Origin of the sequence: Paenibacillus sp. FSL K6-2393 (assembly GCF_038002545.1) — a bacterium.
Lineage (GTDB): Bacteria > Bacillota > Bacilli > Paenibacillales > Paenibacillaceae > Paenibacillus.
Genome location: NZ_JBBOCU010000001.1, coordinates 5,666,498 through 5,683,719, shown reverse-complemented (window position 1 = coordinate 5,683,719; position 17,222 = coordinate 5,666,498). Strand labels below are relative to the sequence as shown.

Genomic DNA, 17,222 nt, shown 5'->3' with positions numbered 1-17,222 from the left:
TATTTCCTATAAATTGGCTTTTAACAAGATTCTATCACTTCACATGCAATTGCGCGTCTCAATATAGTCTCAATTTTGTGAGGAAAAAAAGTATATTAAAAGTACCAGTATCTAGTACGGAGGACATATATGGGAAACAGTAGTGAGGCTCAATACGACAAATATCTTGAGGATGGCAAACGTTTCATTGGTCGAACCAAGGAACTGACGACACTGGAGCGGTGGTTCAATCATCCGGAAGCCCCATTAACCATATTTTCAATTACGGGCATGGGAGGCATTGGTAAATCTTCCTTGCTTTCAGAGATGTTATCTGTCTCTCGGGATCGAGGTGCGACGGCAATCTGGATGGATGGTCGATCATGTGGGGCGACTCCTTCCGTTTTTATGGATTATTTGTCCTCTACATTAGGCTTGGAAACAATGGATAGTGAAGGATCCCCGCGACCATTGAGTCTGCTGAGAGACACATCAATCGAGAAGAGATTGGTTCTGGCAGTGGATAATTATGAAGAGCTTGCTCTGTTAGAAAGCTGGTTCATGGAAGTCTTTGTATCCAAACTTCCGTTAAGAGGGATACTTGTCATTCTTGCATCACGCCCGGAACTGGCGTCCACCTGGCGGACACATCCCCGATTACATCAGAGGTTTATACAGATGCGGCTTCAACATTTCACAATTGATGAGATTACGGAATACATCACGGTGGCAGGCTTTCTGAATCAGGGGATGGCAGGTACCATTACGAGAATGACCGATGGGCATCCGCTGGGGCTGGCCCTTGCTGTAGAAGCTGCGGATCAGAGGAGGAATCTTCCGCAGTCCGAATGGGCTGAACTGTCACATATGATCAGTGCTCGATTATTATTGGAACTTACGACACCCCGGCTGCATCCTGTGGTGGAGGTACTAACACTGCTTGAGACAGCCAATCAGGAATTATTATCATCAGTACTGGATATGACCGTGACAAAAGAAGAGTACCACATGCTGAGACAGATGTCGTTTATCCGTTCCGGCCCGGATGGTCTTGCCCTGCATGATATGGCCAGAGTACATCTACTACGAGATTTTCGCCAACGTGAGCCTCATCGGTTGCAGACCATGCGTATCAAGATCGTGAAGTTACTGAAACCGCTGCATGAACAGGCGGGGCCGCGTGAGCGTCGCCAGATCGCTAGGAAGATGCTGTTGCTGTGTCAGGAATCCATGCTTCAATACCGCAAGTACGCGGATGTGTCCCGTGATTCCTTGTTCTCACCTCTCGAAACGATGAGAAGCGAGGATCTGCCCGTTCTGCACAGCCTGTTACAGCAATGGTGCGAATACAGCGTGGAACCATGGCAGGCGGTATCCTATGGCCCCTTCCTGGATGAACTGGCACACCGTTATCCCGAAGGAATTGTATTAATGCGTGACAAGCTTGGGGAGACAATTGCCATGTTCATTACCATCCTTGTACATAGGGAGAGTAGTGAGTTGTTACTAAAATATTTTCCAAATGAGATGCATGAATGCTTCACACCACAGGAACTTGAAAATGACCCGGATCAGAGTGATACTCACTTAGCTTTGCTAGCTGCGGCAAGAGATGATGTGCCTGGTTATACACGAGAAGAACTGGTGGGATACATGGCACTGGACCGGCTGTCTCTACTGGATGATGGTGCGCGAGCGATGCTCGTTGCAACGAACCCTCACCTGAAACTATTTTTGCAGAGTATTGGATTCCGGATGCGAAGAACCCGCACTCGTGTCTGCGACAGATTTGAGGACCAGGCGGACGTACTTGATTTGGATTTGCGTAATGGGCAATTCGGAGAGTGGGTCATGTCTCTTCTTGCTCCGGAACCAACAGAGGATCGTATACAGCCGGAAACAACGGAAGTGGATGGTGTAATCTGGACTGAACAGGATGTTCGCAAGATGTTGGGGGATCTTCGTTCCCCGGGAGAATTGCATGAATATGCTGGCAGGGTTAGAGGAGTAAAGGATGGAATCCAGTTACAGCTGTATGTCATGGATCTGTTGGAAGGCAGAGTACATGGCCTATCTCCACAGGATCAGATGCTGTTATACGCGGCCTACTGGACGCATGCTGGCAATCCAACTGCCGCAGCCCAGACGTGTTCCATGAGTCGGGCGACATTTTATCGCCATCTCAGAACAGCGCTGACTCGCTTGGCGCGGATTTTGTAGGGTTCTATTCATTCATCATACTGATAATAAAGACAAGAAGAGGCTGGTCATAGACCAAGCCTCTTCATGCGATTATAGAGCGTTGCCCGGGAGATACCAAGTTGCTTGGCGAGTGTTCGTTTGTTGCCACCTGCTGCTTTCAGATATTGAATTAGAAGTTGCGCCTCATAGGTGTCCAATTTTTGCTGGTAGGTAACACCGGAGATAAGTTCGGAATCATCCGAGGTATCTAATTCGTCCACATTTGCAACCGTTCGAGGTTCTTGTTCTGGTTCTGCTCCCGCCGAATCCTGACGTTGCTGATTTTCGATGTTGGCATATGAATGAATTCCGGATGTCAGTTGAACTTCGGACTGTTCTTGCATGGTGAGGGAAGTGAGGGTATCAGGCAGGTATTCCTGCTTCACCTCACCATCTGTCGTCAGAATGGTCAGGCGTTCGATCACATTTCGTAATTCACGTACATTGCCTGGCCAATCATATTGGAACAGCAACTTGAACACTTCAGGTGGAACCAACTCAATATGACGGTTATAGAGCAACGAGAATTCTTGAAGGAACGTCTGGGTTAATTCATATATATCTTCCTTGCGCATACGCAAAGGAGGGATGACAAGGTTAATGACATTCAGCCGATAGTAGAGATCTTCCCGGAATTGATTGCGGGTAATCATACTTAATAGATTCTGATTGGTCGCAGCGATAATCCGGCAGTCGGCCTGTTTCATTCGCGTTCCCCCCACAGGAAAGTAACTCTTCTCCTGCAACACCCGAAGCAGTTTCACTTGTAATTCCAATGGCATCTCACCGATCTCATCCAGAAAAAGAGTCCCCCCTTCGGCAAGCTCAATCTTGCCCTTTTTGCCTTTGGGATCAGCTCCGGAGAAAGCGCCTTTCTCATAACCGAATAACTCACTTTCAAACAAGGAAGCAGGGATTGCCCCACAGTTAATAGCGATGAACGGTGCAGTCTGCAATTCACGAAGATCATGAATGGCTTTGGCGAATAACTCCTTGCCTGTGCCGCTCTCTCCGAGGATAAGTACGGTTGCTGAGGTGGTACTGATCTTGCGAATGGTCTCCAAGCACTGCTTGATGACTAAGCTGCTGCCCTTGATTCTGGCGAATGGATCTAATTCGGGACGTAGCCGAGCAACGGCTTTCTCCAGATGCTGGACTTTGGAAGTCATATGTAATAGTTCCTGATGTAATCGGATTTCGGTTGTTATATCCACTTCAGCAGCAACTGCACCCACAATATGTCCATCCAGTTGGACAGGACGAGCATTAATCAGGGCGAACAAGTCGGGCCTTGGCTGATGCTGTTTGCGGTAGACCGTTTCACCGGTATACAACGTCTTGAGAGATTGTAGCCGATCTGGAGGAAAAAAGTCCGCTGCGGGTTGTCCGATGATGTCTTTTTTGCTGATCGAAAAAACATGCTCCGCGCCAGTTGTCCAGTAGGCCACCTTGGCATCTTCATTAATTAATGTCAGAGCTGAACCCGCTGTCTCCAGTGTGGTCTCAAAATAAGCTTCTATTAGGCGATGTGCATGCATCATGGCATGCAAAACATCGGATACGGCGATATATCCCAATAGGGGTCCATCATCCTGAATGAATAGATAAGAAGATGTGTCGAATAAGGAGAAGGCATCTACCAACGATGTTGATGACGGAATGGTAAGTGTGGAGAGGTCTGTATCCAGAACATCCATATCCGTACGCAATAAATACATTAATTCTGGAAGTAAATGTTTCATCGGTATCACCTCAATTAGAACATAACTTTTGGAAACAACTTCTTTTACACAAGTTACTTACAAGTGATTTGCTTATGAAATGACTGGAGAATGATGGTTACCCACATTATAACTTTCCAAATGAGGTGTGTATATATTTTTTGACATGAAGCATACATGTTGTCGGCACAGAAGAGATAAATGTTGGATTTTCATTTCTTGAATTACCTTTTATTATTATTAAAAGGAATTAATGCTAATTCGTATGGGCCATTCAATAATCTAGGTGAGGGTTGAGTTATTTAAATTGACATTCGAGTTATTTGATTAAAACTGTTATCTCTCAATCTGCTACACGGCAGTTGAAGTGATTATTCATATAGTACATGAATTGTCCACACCACTAAGAAACTTCTGAATAATGCTATATGAAGGCAATCCGCATGAAGAAGAATCAAAGGAGGGTGATGAAATGGCCATTCTATCAACTGGGCCCATTGAGAATAATATTTCAGGGATAGCGGGGATCCGACCAACTCAATCCGTTACGGTCAAAATCGATAACCGGAATGCGACAGAAATGTTCACGGTGCTTCTTCGGGGCTATTACCTTAATGGAGTCAGAACATTATATGTAGAAGAACTGCTCAATGTATCACCTAATCAGGTCATCACCAAAGTTTATAATGGGAATTTTGATGCTTTTGAGTTTGTATTTTCAACCTCAGACACGGCTGCTCCAGAAGCACAAATATCCGTATGGGGTAAAGATGGCGAAGGCGAATTAGTCGCGGCTCACCGATTGGTATCCCAGGAGTTGTTGGGAGAAACGCTGAGCACAACGGGTGTGACAGGGGCCACGGGCGTCACAGGAGTTACTGGAGTGACAGGAGCGACGGGCATCACGGGCATCACGGGAAGCACCGGTGCCACCGGAGTGACAGGAGCCACGGGCGTTACGGGAGTAACAGGAAGCACCGGGGCCAACGGAGTAACAGGAGCCACGGGCGTTACGGGAGCAACGGGAAGCACCGGAGCTACTGGAGTTACAGGAGTAACAGGAGGCACAGGGGCCACGGGCGTTACGGGAGCAACGGGAAGCACCGGAGCTACTGGAGTAACAGGAGCCACGGGCGTTACAGGAGTAACAGGAGGCACAGGGACTACCGGAGTAACAGGAGCTACTGGCATTACGGGGGTAACAGGGGGCACCGGAGCTACTGGAGTGACAGGCGCCACGGGGGTTACGGGAGTAACAGGAGCCACTGGCGTTACAGGAGTTACAGGAGGCACAGGGGCCACCGGAATAACAGGCGCCACGGGGGTTACGGGAGTAACAGGAGCCACTGGAGTTACAGGAGTAACAGGAGTTACAGGAGTAACAGGAGGCACAGGGGCTACCGGAATAACAGGAGCCACTGGCGTTACAGGAGCAACGGGAAGTACTGGGGCTACCGGAGTAACAGGAGGCACGGGCGTTACGGGAGCAACCGGAAGCACTGGAGCTACTGGAGTAACAGGATCCACAGGCGTTACGGGAGTAACAGGAAGCACTGGGGTTACCGGAACAACAGGCGTCACCGGAGTAACCGGAACGACAGGTGTCACTGGAGCAACCGGTACAGCAGGGCAAGGGTTGTCCTCGTACGCTTATATTTTTAATACATCAGCTCAAACTGTAGCTATTGAAGCGGATGTAATCTTCGACAGCAACGCAAATCTTACCGGTATTACTCACACGGCCAATACCGCTGCGATTATTATTGGTAATGCCGGGGACTATGCGGTGTTTTTCAACGTTGCAGGTGTGCAGGCAAACCAATTCACCCTTTATCAAAACGGAGCCCCTGTAGGTGGCAGTGTCTATGGTTCAGGAGCTGGCACTCAACCGAATCCAGGCATGGTCATTATTACGGCTGCTCCCGGTGATGTGCTGACATTGCGGAATCATTCCAGCGCATCAGCTGTTGGTCTGCAAACACTAGCAGGTGGAACACAGACCAATGCTAATGCTTCTATTCTTATTCAACAGTTAAGCAGTTAGCCTTTTCGAGCTTGTAATTTTGATTAATAAATGGGTGTGTCCAAAAAAATAGACATTTAAAATTGGGGATGCTAATTTTTTAGACATTAAGAGAAGAACCGGAGAAAAGGAAAGTTGGATGCTCTGGTAAAGTGTTTGTACAGAAAAAACCATGTGCCCAGAAAGAAAGAGGCAACATGGTTTTCTTTTGTCTTTTTTCATATATATATTGATCCAGCTGGAAAATAACTAACGGAACATGTTTTTAACAACCATCCAGAGATTAGCCGGCTTTTCGGCCAAACGGCGGGTATAGTACGGATACCACATGGTGCCATAAGGTACGTAACAGCGAATGCGATAGCCTTCTTTGGCGAGACGTTCCTGTTCGCTCATACGCAGACCATATAACATTTGAAATTCAAAGGCATCCGGCGAAATTCCACGGTCTTTGGCGTATTGTTTCGTCCAGTTAATGATGTGATCATCATGCGAGGCAACCGCAGTGTATACACCCTGATCGAGGTGATTACGAATCATCGTTTTGAATTGATGAATGACTTCAGAAGTATTCTGATAGGCGACTGATCCTGGTTCTTTGTATGCGCCTTTAACCAGACGAAGCCGGATGCCTTCCCGAATCATATCACGCGTATCTTCTTCCGTGCGATGCAGGTAGGCTTGTAAGACTGTGCCAGTATTGTGCAGTCCTTCCGAGTGCAGTCTTCGAACTATATCCAGCGTCGCTTGAGTAAATGGACTATCCTCCATATCAATTCGGACAAATAAATCATGCAATTTAGCTTGTGCGGCAACGGTACGGATATTTCGATAGCCCTCTTCGGGGTCCAGGGCGAGGCCCATCTGGGTTGGTTTCAGCGAGACGTTGGAGTCTGCCCCTTCACGTGCAATGCCTTCTACCAGTCGTACATACTCATCCCTGTACAATGCTGCTTCACTCAGGCGGGTGATGCCTTCGCCCAGATGATCGAGCGTAGCCATAATGCCTTTGTTATTGAGTATGCGGATCTCTTCGAGAGCTTCTTCCAAGGTGTTTCCTGCAATAAACTTCCCTGCGAGCTTTTTGCCGTATTTGATGGACAGGTTCTCTACAGCTTTGTTGCCTGCCACGGTCAATAAGGTTTTGCGATATATTTCCGTTCCCACACTCATTTTCGTTTCCTCCTTCAGCATTGTGCATCCTTAATTCAAGCAAGAAACGTGCCAGATTTGGCGATGGTCTACTATTTTTCATGGAAATTTTCTATTTAAATTGAACTAAACATTTACACAAAACGGAGAGGACAGAAAGAACCTGAAGAAGCGGAGCTAAAAGCTTTCTGAAAGAAAGCTGCATCGAAAGCATACGCTTCGCCTTTATCCCCGGATTTTCCCTCTATAAAAAGGATTCGAAAAATCTGGAGATAACAGCGATCGGAAGGTTGTTCTGTCATCGGAGTGGCCCGTGTAAATTTTCAGTAGTTGAATTTAACGAGAAAAATATTTCAATCCCAACCGGAGTTGGCACGGATTTTGCTACATATATTTGGTGATGAGTAACATACAAAATAATTCAGGCGAGCAGCCAGCGAACCCCACATCCTGAAGGAGGAATCATTGATGAATATCCCTTTTGTTAACGAACCATTCACACCTTTTGCAGTCCAGGCGAACCAGGAAGCATTTGAAGACGCACTTCGTCAGGTAGAAGCTGAACTTGGGCAGGAATACCCGATCATTATTGGTGGGCAAAAAATAACAAGCAGCCGCACGTTAACTTCCGTGAACCCCGCAGCCAAGAATCAAGTTGTCGGAACGATCCATCAGGCAGATCAGGAATTGGCCGAAAAGGCTATTCAGACAGCGGCGGAGACATTCCACACATGGAAACATACCGACCCGAATGAGCGGGCTCGTTATCTATACAAAGCAGCTGCCATTATGCGTCGTCGCAAGCATGAGTTCTCCGCATGGATGGTTTATGAAGCTGGCAAGACCTGGCCTGAAGCGGATGCGGATACAGCGGAAGCCATTGATTTTATGGAATTCTATGCACGGGATATGCAGCGACTGAGTGAACCGCAGCCCCTCGTGCGGATTGCAGGGGAAGATAATGAACTGAGTTATATACCGCTGGGCGTGGGCGTTGTCATTCCCCCTTGGAACTTCCCGCTGGCGATTATGGCAGGCATGACCTCTGCTGCACTGGTATCTGGCAACACGGTGGTATTAAAGCCCGCCAGCACAACTCCGGTGATTGCCGCCAAGTTTATGGAGCTGCTCGCAGAAGTTGGTCTGCCGGATGGCGTCGTGAACTTTTTACCAGGACCAGGCAGTGAAGTGGGCGATTATCTCGTGGATCATGCGCTCACCAGATTTATCAGTTTCACCGGTTCCAGAGATGTAGGACTGAGAATTAATGAACGTGCAGCACGAACAGCTCCAGGTCAGAAGTGGATCAAACGGGTTATTGCAGAGATGGGCGGCAAGGATTCCATCGTTGTAGACAGTGACAGTGATCTGGAACTCGCGGCAGAGTCCATTACCGCTTCGGCATTTGGTTTCTCAGGACAGAAATGTTCGGCGTGTTCCCGCGCCATTATTCATAAGGATGTATATGATGAAGTATTGCAAAAAGTGATTGAACGGACACAGAAACTGACGATGGGCAGTCCACTTGAAGTTGGCAGTCAGGTTGGGCCGGTTATCGATGACAAGGCATATGCAAAGATCACGGAATATATTGAAATCGGCAAGGGTGAGGGGCGTCTTGTACACGGTGGCGGTACAGGGAACGTTGAAGGTTATTTCATTGAACCAACCATAATTGCCGATGTTGATCCGAAAGCCCGGATTGCTCAAGATGAGATTTTTGGACCTGTGCTTGCGTTCATCAAAGCAGAATCTTTCCAGGACGCTTTGGATATCGCCAATAATACAGACTATGGTTTGACCGGCGCGGTGATCTCACGTAATCGTGAACATCTGGAACAGGCAAGACGCGAATACTTTGCGGGTAATCTGTATTTCAATCGGAAATGTACCGGAGCACTGGTAGGCACACATCCATTTGGCGGATTTAACATGTCAGGCACGGATTCCAAGGCAGGTGGAAGAGACTATCTGCTGCTGTTTACACAGGCGAAGCTGGTATCCGAGAAATACTAGACAGAAACCATGATCTGATTAAAAACTTCTTACATTCGCTTGAATAATATGCTATTATCCCTGCAAATCCTTTTGTTCGGATAAGAAACACAGATGCTTATTGCCGAAGGCATAAGGAGGGAAACGGATGTTAGGTGTTCAGTTGGTACAGGAACAACGTATTCGGCTGTCCATCACGCCGGAGATGAAACAATCCTTTCATTTGCTAACCATGTCTGGTCAGGATCTGACCCGTTACTTGCTGGATGCGGCGGAGGAAAATCCAGTACTTGAACTGGAAGAACAAGCTGCGCCCCTCGCACGGATTCCAAGGCGAATAGATCAGCGCAGGTATGATTCCTATGATCCGTTGCTTCAGGCTAAAGGTGCAGAACCTACATTGGAACAATTGCTAATTGCGCAAATTCGAGTGATGACACTTCCAGACGAATTGGAAAATATGGCTGTGTATTTGGCAGGATGCGTCAATGATGATGGTTATCTGACGGTGGAACTGGCAGAGGTGCAAGCAGTTCTTCAGCTTCCGATGAGCAAGATTGCAGCGGGACTGGAGCTTCTCCAATCGCTGGACCCTGCTGGTATAGGGGCGCGGAATCTGCAAGAATGTCTGTTGCTCCAGATTAGACGTGATCCATCAGCAGCGCTGAATGCGGAGCGGATGGTGGAAGCGGGATTGGAATCACTGGTTCCTTTTCACCCAGGGAGAACAGGGAGTCGATTAGGCATGACTTCACGGGACGCTCAGGTTGCCTACGACTATATTACACGTCTCGACCCTAAGCCCTGCCGATCCATCGGATGTACGGAACGACCACATTACATTATTCCGGATGCCATTGTTGGGTTTCGTAACGGTGAGGTCCATTTTAGCCTGCATGCGGCAGGTAACCCTCATGTATCGATGAATGAAGCGTGCATCCGCTGGATCAGGGAAGAGGTGCCTGACGAGATCTGGGCAACCCGCGCGGCAGAGGCAAGGGCTATCATTCGGAGTGTACACCTGCGGCGCAGGACTTTAGTGCGTGTGCTGGGAGCCGTGATGGAAGAGCAGAAGCACTTTTTGGTCAAAGGCCCATCCGCGTTAAAACCACTTAATTTGGCTGTTATTGCAGAGAAGATTGGCATGCATGAATCAACGGTAAGTCGTGCGGTGAACGGTAAATACATTGAGACCCCACATGGTGTATATGAACTCAGGGCTTTTTTTGACTCCGGAATCAGTACAACGTCAGGGGATAAAACATCAGCATCAGCGGTGAAACGCAGATTAAAAGAAATCATTCGCATGGAACAGACTCAGCGTCCATACTCGGATAGTCATTTGGCCACACTGCTCGCTGAGGAAGGGATTGTTATCTCCCGCAGAACGGTTGCCAAGTACAGGGAGGAACTTCAGATTCTGCCTTCCCTTGAGCGGAAACGATGGGCTTAATCGAATAGCTGGCGTCTTATCTTCTCTGTATACAAGAACCCCCACAAACCGGATGAACGGTCTGCGGGGGTTGTTGTTAATCATTCGTGTTTAGGTTGCTGCACCAGTTTTCCTGATCACCTACAAACGTTCCATATTACGCAGGAAGTGTTCTCCGGCAATCCCTGGTGTAGTCATCTGTTCCGGATGAAGAATCTCTTCAAGTTCTTCCGGTGTCAGCAATCCGCGTTCCAAAATAATCTCTTGCAAGGAAAGTCCAGTCTTGAGCGCTTCCTTCACGATGGAAGCTGCCACATTATAACCTAAGTGCGGGTTCAACGCCGTAACCATACTGAAACTTTGGTTCATGATTAATTCGCAGCGCTCACGGTTAGCTTCCATCTCTTCCACTGCATAACGCGTGAAAACATCGATGCCGTTATTCATAATTTTCAGCGATTGCAGCAAGTTGAACGCAATAACTGGGCCCATGACATTCAGCTCGAATTGACCAGCTTCACAAGCCATACAGATCGTATGGTCGTTCCCCATCACCTGGAAGGATACCTGGTTAATGACTTCCGCCATAACGGGGTTGACTTTGCCCGGCATAATGGACGAACCTGGCTGACGCGGTGGCAGGCGCAATTCATTGAATCCTGCACGCGGGCCTGAAGCCATCAAGCGAATGTCATTACAGATTTTGGAAAGGCTAACCGCACATACCTTCAGCGCCGCTGAAAGTTCCAGATAGGCATCTGTGTTCTGCGTTGCATCCACGAGATCCTCAGCTGTTTGTAGTGGTAGTCCGGTAACAGCTGACAGGTGCTCTGTAACCTTGACGATATATTCGGGTTTGGCATTGAGTCCTGTACCTACCGCAGTTGCACCCATGTTAATGGTAAGCAAGCGGCGATTGGCGAATTCAAGACGCTCGATATCCCGTCCGATGACGCGGGCATAAGCACCGAATTCTTGTCCAAGGCGAATAGGCACGGCATCCTGAAGATGGGTACGGCCAACCTTAACTACATCGTTGAATTCCACTTCTTTTTTATGGAACGCCTCCTGCAGTCTTTTCATGGTAGCGAGTAACGTCTCCGACAGTTGGTACGCCGCAATACGCAGTGCTGTAGGTACCACGTCATTAGTAGACTGGGACATGTTTACATGATTATTGGGATTGCAATGGAAGTAGTCTCCCTTGCTTTTGGTTAACAGTTCCAGCCCGCGGTTGGCCAAAATTTCATTCATATTCATATTCATGGAGGTGCCTGCACCGCCCTGAATGGAGTCTACAATAAAATGATCCAGATGATGGCCTTTCATCATTTCTTCAGCCGCCATGACGATCACATCGCCAATCTTGCTCGGCAGCATCTTCAACTCCATGTTGGTAATCGCTGCTGCCTTCTTCACCGCAGCCAGAGCCGTGATCAGCTCCCGGTGTACCGGAACGCCGGTAATCGGGAAGTTTTCCACGGCCCGTACCGTCTGAATTCCGTAATAAGCATAAGCCGGGATTTCTTTTTCACCGATAAAATCTTTCTCCGTCCGTGTGGACATAGTAGACATCTCGTTCGCCTCCAGTGGCATCAATAAAAATAGTTCGGCTCCAGCGTTGCTGAAGCGCACTCAGTATATCATTTAAGCAAAATGGATGCCAATCTAAATCATTTGGCCTCTCGTGCCGATAATAAATAAAATTAGGGATATTAAATGGAATATTATTCAATTTATAAGAAGGGGAGGGGGAGCCAAGCTTGTCTTATACATTATGCGCTTTATGGTAGAGAAGTCATGCATGAACGGCAAGTATGGGGGAAATAGAACGTTTTCAGTGATGTATATCACATGAAATTTGGTACTTGATTGGTAAAATAGGAAAAAAGGACTACGGGGTGTGCACATGAAATGGACTTTAGGAGCAAAGACTGTCGCAGGTCTGGTACTGATTTCGATTATTACCTACGGAACTAGCGGCTTTTTTATATTTTTTGTCAAAGACTGGGTTACGTTAGATATTCCGAATTGGGTATACATATCGATTATCCTGATCATGGGAGTATGCTGGAACGGGATTCTGGGATGGTTTGCCTCACGCTGGCTGACTCGTCCAATCGTTCACCTGTCCCGGGCTGCACAGCAGGTTTCAGCGGGTGATCTGACAACCGAAATTCCGCAGCGACGCACGCAGGATGAACTTACAGTATTATATGATGCTTTTCGCGCAATGGTTTCTAACCTTCGAAGCATTGTAAATGATATTGCAGACAGTACAAGAACGACCTCACAGAACGCACAGTCTCTGAGTGAAGCGATTACCCAGGCAGCCGAACAGATCGAGATGATGTCGGATGCGGTGGATCATATTGCGGTAGGCGTAGAAGAGCAGAAGGTCACTTCCCATCAATCTCTAATCACTGCGGATGAGATGCTGAACGATTTCCAGCGTATGCATAGCCAGTCCATGGACATGACAGAGATGTCCGGTCAGATGGAACGATCGGTGGATCATACAAAACAGACTTTCTCATCGTTGATGAAAGGGATGGACGAACTGGCCGAGTCGCACAATCGTTCTCGCGACATTATGCTGTTGTTGGAGAAGGAAGCCTCCGATATCGAGGTAATTACCCAATCTGTCAAAAACATTGCTGAGGAAACAGGGTTACTTGCCTTGAATGCATCCATTGAGGCTGCACGAGCTGGCGAAGAAGGTTCTGGTTTTGCAGTCGTGGCGCAGCAGATCCGCAAGCTGGCAGACGAAAGTAAGGAATCGGTACACCGTATTAATGAGTTGATTAGTCGTGTGCAGCAGCGGATCAGGGAGACAGCCCAACTGTCTCATGAGCAGCATGGTCTCGTGGTTAATGAATCGGAGCGGACCGTCTCTGTGGATCAGACGTTGCATGAACTGACAGGAACGGTGGAAGTATTTATGAAGGGTGCGCATGATATCGGTTCCAAGATTGCAGAACAGACTGGTCGCGTGGAACAAACGCACGGTCATGTGAAGAAGATCCAGGGGAAAGCCGGATCGTTCTCGGATGAGGCGAGACGAATTATGGATGCCGCACACGAAGAGACAGCCATCATGGAGGAGATTTCATCCTCGGCGGAAGAACTGAGACAATTAACCGATCGGTTATTGGACAAAACCAAAGCATTCCGAATGCAGCCTTAAGCTGTGTTCGGGATTTTTTTTGTTTTTGGAGAACAGTTTTGGCATGATAATTTGCTTATTCTGGTTAAAGCCGAACGTTCTTTCGTGAAAACGGAAATTTGTAAAGATTATTTTATGAAAGATTAACAAATTCGCAACTTGCAGGCGATAAATGAAGATATAATAGGATTATCACAACAGATAAAGGAGCCCAGTATATTGAAAACTTGGACAGGTATCCTGCTGATGATTATTTTGGCGGTAGCTACGATTAGTACAACTTCGGCTGCCAGAACCATGAATGAATCGCAAAAACAGCTTAATATAGATGATCAATCCAGCCAGACCGCAGAGGTCGAGGCTTCCAATATAGATAAACTGCATGACACAGCGAAGACAACACAGGAATCCATTCCTGTGAATGAGGAATACGTTTCGGTAGCTCCAGAGAATGAGAACGTCAGATTATACCCTATGAAAGTTGAGGGTTCAGGATATATATACAACGGAATGATTTTGGAAGTGGACGGCAAGACAAGAGAATTTAGTGATTGGCAGGGAGAAGGCGGGTCTTACAAACCCGAAGTGCACGAGCTGGACCTGAATGGAGACGGCCAGAAAGAAATTATCGTTTTGTACACGGAAGGTCATGGAACAGGTATTTATTTGGGACAAGCACGTATCATTGATCCGGTAACGCTGGAAGAGATGAAGATGCAATCTCTGGATGAGATTGCAAAACAGCATGTGAAGTCGAAAGTTACGGTTAGATCAGACCGTGTGGATGTTGATGTCGCCGTTGATGGCGTCCAAGCAGAACCTTTACGGATCGAGGGAGATACGAGTGGCGGCGTATATAACGAAGAGTTGGGATTCGGTGGAGTAACCTATTACAGTGTGGAGGATGGCCAACTTGTCGTATCAGCAGCAGGATCTTATGGTGCAGCTTTATATGCTGGTGATCTGACATTTGCTTATGAGTATCAAGATGGCGAGTGGAAGGCTGTAGATTTGAAGTACAGCATGGAAGTGTATGAAGAAGAATATTATGAATCTTTTGATTGATATCATTCTGTTGAAATCGTAGTGCAGCGGGGATTGGAAGTAGTTCTCAAAGTGTGGGGGTTAGTGAGCATCTGATAAGAATATCTTCCTTTCTATCTTTGCGGACAGTGGGAAACAGGGCGAGGCTGAAAAAAATCGGGACATACAGCCTCGTTTTGTGCTGCCTACAGATAGGAACTTTGTACTAAAAATGCAGTAAACAATTGACATTATCACTTTAGTCGTTTAAATGTATAAAGGACAAATCATTTTAACGTTCAGGAGGGATTTTGATGAAGAAAAAGGTTGTACTGGGTCTGATGGTAGGCACATTAACGCTTGGGATCGGTACTGGTGCGCTTGCAGCAACAGGGTTGGAGCAGATTAAAGCCTATCTAAACAGCAAGATTACGCTAAAAATGGATGGTGCCACGGTGACAGCCAAAGATGCCAATGGTAAAACAGTGTTGCCTATCACTTACAACGGAACAACTTATTTGCCTGTGCGTGCTGTGGGATCATTGCTTGGGACAGAGATCACGTATGACAGTGCAACTTCATCCGTCCTGATTGGCGGAACGAATGGATCTGCGCCCGTAACCAACGGAAAAGTAACGCTGAGTGCACTTGGAACATCCGTACTGGGATCTACTGCTTGGCACACCAAAGATCCTAAGGATACCACATATAAAGGCAAGGATTACAAGGATGTTTATCTGCATAATGATCCTACGAAACAGGGGGATGATATCCAGATTAATACGGGTAAAAAGTATTCTTCTCTGCACTTGGAACTTGCCGCGCTAACAGGAAATCAGGAGATTCATATCTATGATCAGGATCTCGCGACACTCAAAAAGTTCAATATCACTCCAGAAAGCGGTATGATGAGTCTGGATGTGGATGTTAAAGGTACAGACGCTGTCTATGTCGAGATTGTATCTGAAGATCCGGGTTCGGCTCTGTTTGTACCGCTCACAACATCGTATCTGACGAAGTAAAACACAATCTGCAAGTTTGCCACCTTACAGACGTGGCAAGGCAAGCATAAACATAAAAAACGATGATTCACTAGGCAATTCCTGAACGTATTCAGAGTTGCCTGATGAACATCGTTTTTATTTTCGTTTTGTTACGAATATTAGCGGATCATGGTATCCAGTGGTTTCAGGTTCGCTTCAATCTCAGCGCGGCGTCCTTCTAGAAACGGAGGCAGCGCCAGTGATTCACCCAGATGCTCCAATTCTTCGTCTGTATCAAATCCCGGACCATCGGTTGCAAGTTCGAACAGAATACCATTTGCTTCACGGAAATACAGGGAGCGGAAATAGAAGCGATCTACAAACCCTGAGTTAGGGAATTTAAAGTTATGAACCCGTTCCACCCATTGTTTGAGTTCTTCTTCGTTATCCACACGGAACGCAACATGGTGTACGCTGCCACGTCCAGGACGCTCTTGGGCAAGGTCATTCCGTTCCTCAACATGCACCTCTGAGCCGCTACCACCTTCGCCGGATTCAAAAACGAGTACGTCAGGTTGACCTGGAGTAAAGGCAGGGTAACTTCCTTTAGCTCTGAAACCGAGCAGTTCGGTAAGAACCGGAGCGGTAAGGGAAGCATCTTTTACCGTAAGATGGATAGGGCCAAGACCTACAATGCCATACTCGGCAGGCACAGGGCTCTGATCCCATGGTTTACCACCAGCGACACCTGTATTGTTTTCATCGGAGACCAGAATCAGACGTTGTCCTTCAAAGTCTGTGAACGAGAGCGTGGCACGGCCACCCCGTTCAACAATCTCTCCATGTGGGACTTCGAATTCGTCAAAACGTTGCTGCCAGTACGTAAGTGCCGCATCACTTGGAACGCGCAGTGACGTTCCAGATATGCTGTTCACCCCTTCACGAGTCTGTCCGGCCATCGGAATCTCGAAGAAGGTAAGTTCGGTACCCGGATTGCCTTTCTCATCGCCATAGAAGAGATGGTAGACGGACACGTCGTCCTGGTTGACCGTTTTTTTAATGAGGCGCAGACCCATGATGTTGGTGTAGAAACGATAGTTCTGATCGGCATGTGCTGTTAGAGCTGATACGTGGTGAAGTCCTTTGATTTGCATAATAATTCCTCCTAGTTAGGTTATACGTTCAACTAAGGATTATTTACACTGATACTACGATGACAGAACAACCTTCCGATCGCTGTTATCCCCAGATTTTTTGATTCCTTTTTTGAAAGGGGAAATCCGGGGAAAGCATATGCTTCCGATGTAGCTTTCTTTCAGAAAGCTTTTAGGCGAACGCTTCGCTTCTTCAGGTTTTTTCTGTCCTCTCCGTTATCATGTAAATGTTTAGTTGAACATTTGTTGAGTGCTGTATTTTTATAATTTCGATTAAGAAAGTTACTAACTTTTCGTTTGTTTTGGTTCTGAATTTATCTTAACATAAAGATATTTAAATTACAATGCTTATT

The 17,222-nt window shown here is 47.0% G+C and carries 11 protein-coding genes; 7 read left to right on the top strand and 4 right to left on the bottom strand.

Going from position 1 to position 17,222, the window contains the following annotated elements:
• Nucleotides 1-129 precede the first annotated feature (129 nt).
• The gene (locus tag MHI14_RS25300; RefSeq protein WP_341131492.1) at nucleotides 130-2,199 is read left to right on the top strand and encodes an nSTAND1 domain-containing NTPase; all 2,070 of its coding nucleotides are present in this window, start codon (nucleotides 130-132) and stop codon (nucleotides 2,197-2,199) included.
• Nucleotides 2,200-2,246: 47 nt separating this feature from the next.
• Here MHI14_RS25300 and MHI14_RS25295 read toward each other — a convergent pair whose 3' ends face one another.
• On the bottom strand, nucleotides 2,247-3,962 hold the full coding sequence (locus tag MHI14_RS25295; protein ID WP_341131491.1) for a sigma 54-interacting transcriptional regulator: 1,716 nt from the start codon (nucleotides 3,960-3,962) through the stop codon (nucleotides 2,247-2,249).
• A gap of 451 nt (nucleotides 3,963-4,413) precedes the next feature.
• Here MHI14_RS25295 and MHI14_RS25290 point away from each other — a divergent pair, with 451 nt between their 5' ends.
• On the top strand, nucleotides 4,414-5,985 hold the full coding sequence (locus MHI14_RS25290; protein ID WP_206105810.1) for a collagen-like protein: 1,572 nt from the start codon (nucleotides 4,414-4,416) through the stop codon (nucleotides 5,983-5,985).
• Between the two features lie 228 nt (nucleotides 5,986-6,213).
• Here the strand turns inward: MHI14_RS25290 and MHI14_RS25285 are convergent, their stop codons facing one another.
• Nucleotides 6,214-7,137 carry a proline dehydrogenase family protein gene (locus MHI14_RS25285; protein WP_253431201.1) on the bottom strand — a complete coding sequence of 308 codons (924 nt, stop codon included), beginning with the start codon at nucleotides 7,135-7,137 and terminating at the stop codon, nucleotides 6,214-6,216.
• A 447-nt stretch (nucleotides 7,138-7,584) separates the two neighbouring features.
• Here MHI14_RS25285 and pruA point away from each other — a divergent pair, with 447 nt between their 5' ends.
• On the top strand, nucleotides 7,585-9,132 hold the full coding sequence (gene pruA / locus MHI14_RS25280) for an L-glutamate gamma-semialdehyde dehydrogenase (protein WP_076251309.1): 1,548 nt from the start codon (nucleotides 7,585-7,587) through the stop codon (nucleotides 9,130-9,132).
• A gap of 127 nt (nucleotides 9,133-9,259) precedes the next feature.
• Nucleotides 9,260-10,564, top strand: a complete 1,305-nt coding sequence (rpoN, locus tag MHI14_RS25275) for an RNA polymerase factor sigma-54 (RefSeq protein ID WP_091034094.1) — start codon at nucleotides 9,260-9,262, stop codon at nucleotides 10,562-10,564.
• 120 nt (nucleotides 10,565-10,684) lie between these two features.
• Here the strand turns inward: rpoN and MHI14_RS25270 are convergent, their stop codons facing one another.
• On the bottom strand, nucleotides 10,685-12,118 hold the full coding sequence (locus MHI14_RS25270; RefSeq protein ID WP_341131490.1) for an aspartate ammonia-lyase: 1,434 nt from the start codon (nucleotides 12,116-12,118) through the stop codon (nucleotides 10,685-10,687).
• 334 nt (nucleotides 12,119-12,452) lie between these two features.
• On the opposite strand from MHI14_RS25270, the gene MHI14_RS25265 reads away from it, so the two are divergent.
• The 3 genes from MHI14_RS25265 to MHI14_RS25255 all read left to right on the top strand — a co-directional run bounded on the left by MHI14_RS25265 (nucleotide 12,453) and on the right by MHI14_RS25255 (nucleotide 15,754).
• On the top strand, nucleotides 12,453-13,730 hold the full coding sequence (locus MHI14_RS25265) for a methyl-accepting chemotaxis protein (protein WP_100526909.1): 1,278 nt from the start codon (nucleotides 12,453-12,455) through the stop codon (nucleotides 13,728-13,730).
• 198 nt (nucleotides 13,731-13,928) lie between these two features.
• Nucleotides 13,929-14,774, top strand: coding sequence for a hypothetical protein (locus tag MHI14_RS25260; RefSeq protein ID WP_341131489.1), 846 nt, complete (start codon nucleotides 13,929-13,931; stop codon nucleotides 14,772-14,774).
• A gap of 272 nt (nucleotides 14,775-15,046) precedes the next feature.
• Nucleotides 15,047-15,754 (top strand): stalk domain-containing protein, encoded by a 708-nt coding sequence (locus MHI14_RS25255; RefSeq protein ID WP_341131488.1) that lies wholly within the window; start codon nucleotides 15,047-15,049, stop codon nucleotides 15,752-15,754.
• A gap of 140 nt (nucleotides 15,755-15,894) precedes the next feature.
• Here MHI14_RS25255 and MHI14_RS25250 read toward each other — a convergent pair whose 3' ends face one another.
• Nucleotides 15,895-16,869 carry a ring-cleaving dioxygenase gene (locus MHI14_RS25250; protein WP_339312524.1) on the bottom strand — a complete coding sequence of 325 codons (975 nt, stop codon included), beginning with the start codon at nucleotides 16,867-16,869 and terminating at the stop codon, nucleotides 15,895-15,897.
• Nucleotides 16,870-17,222: the final 353 nt, after the last annotated feature.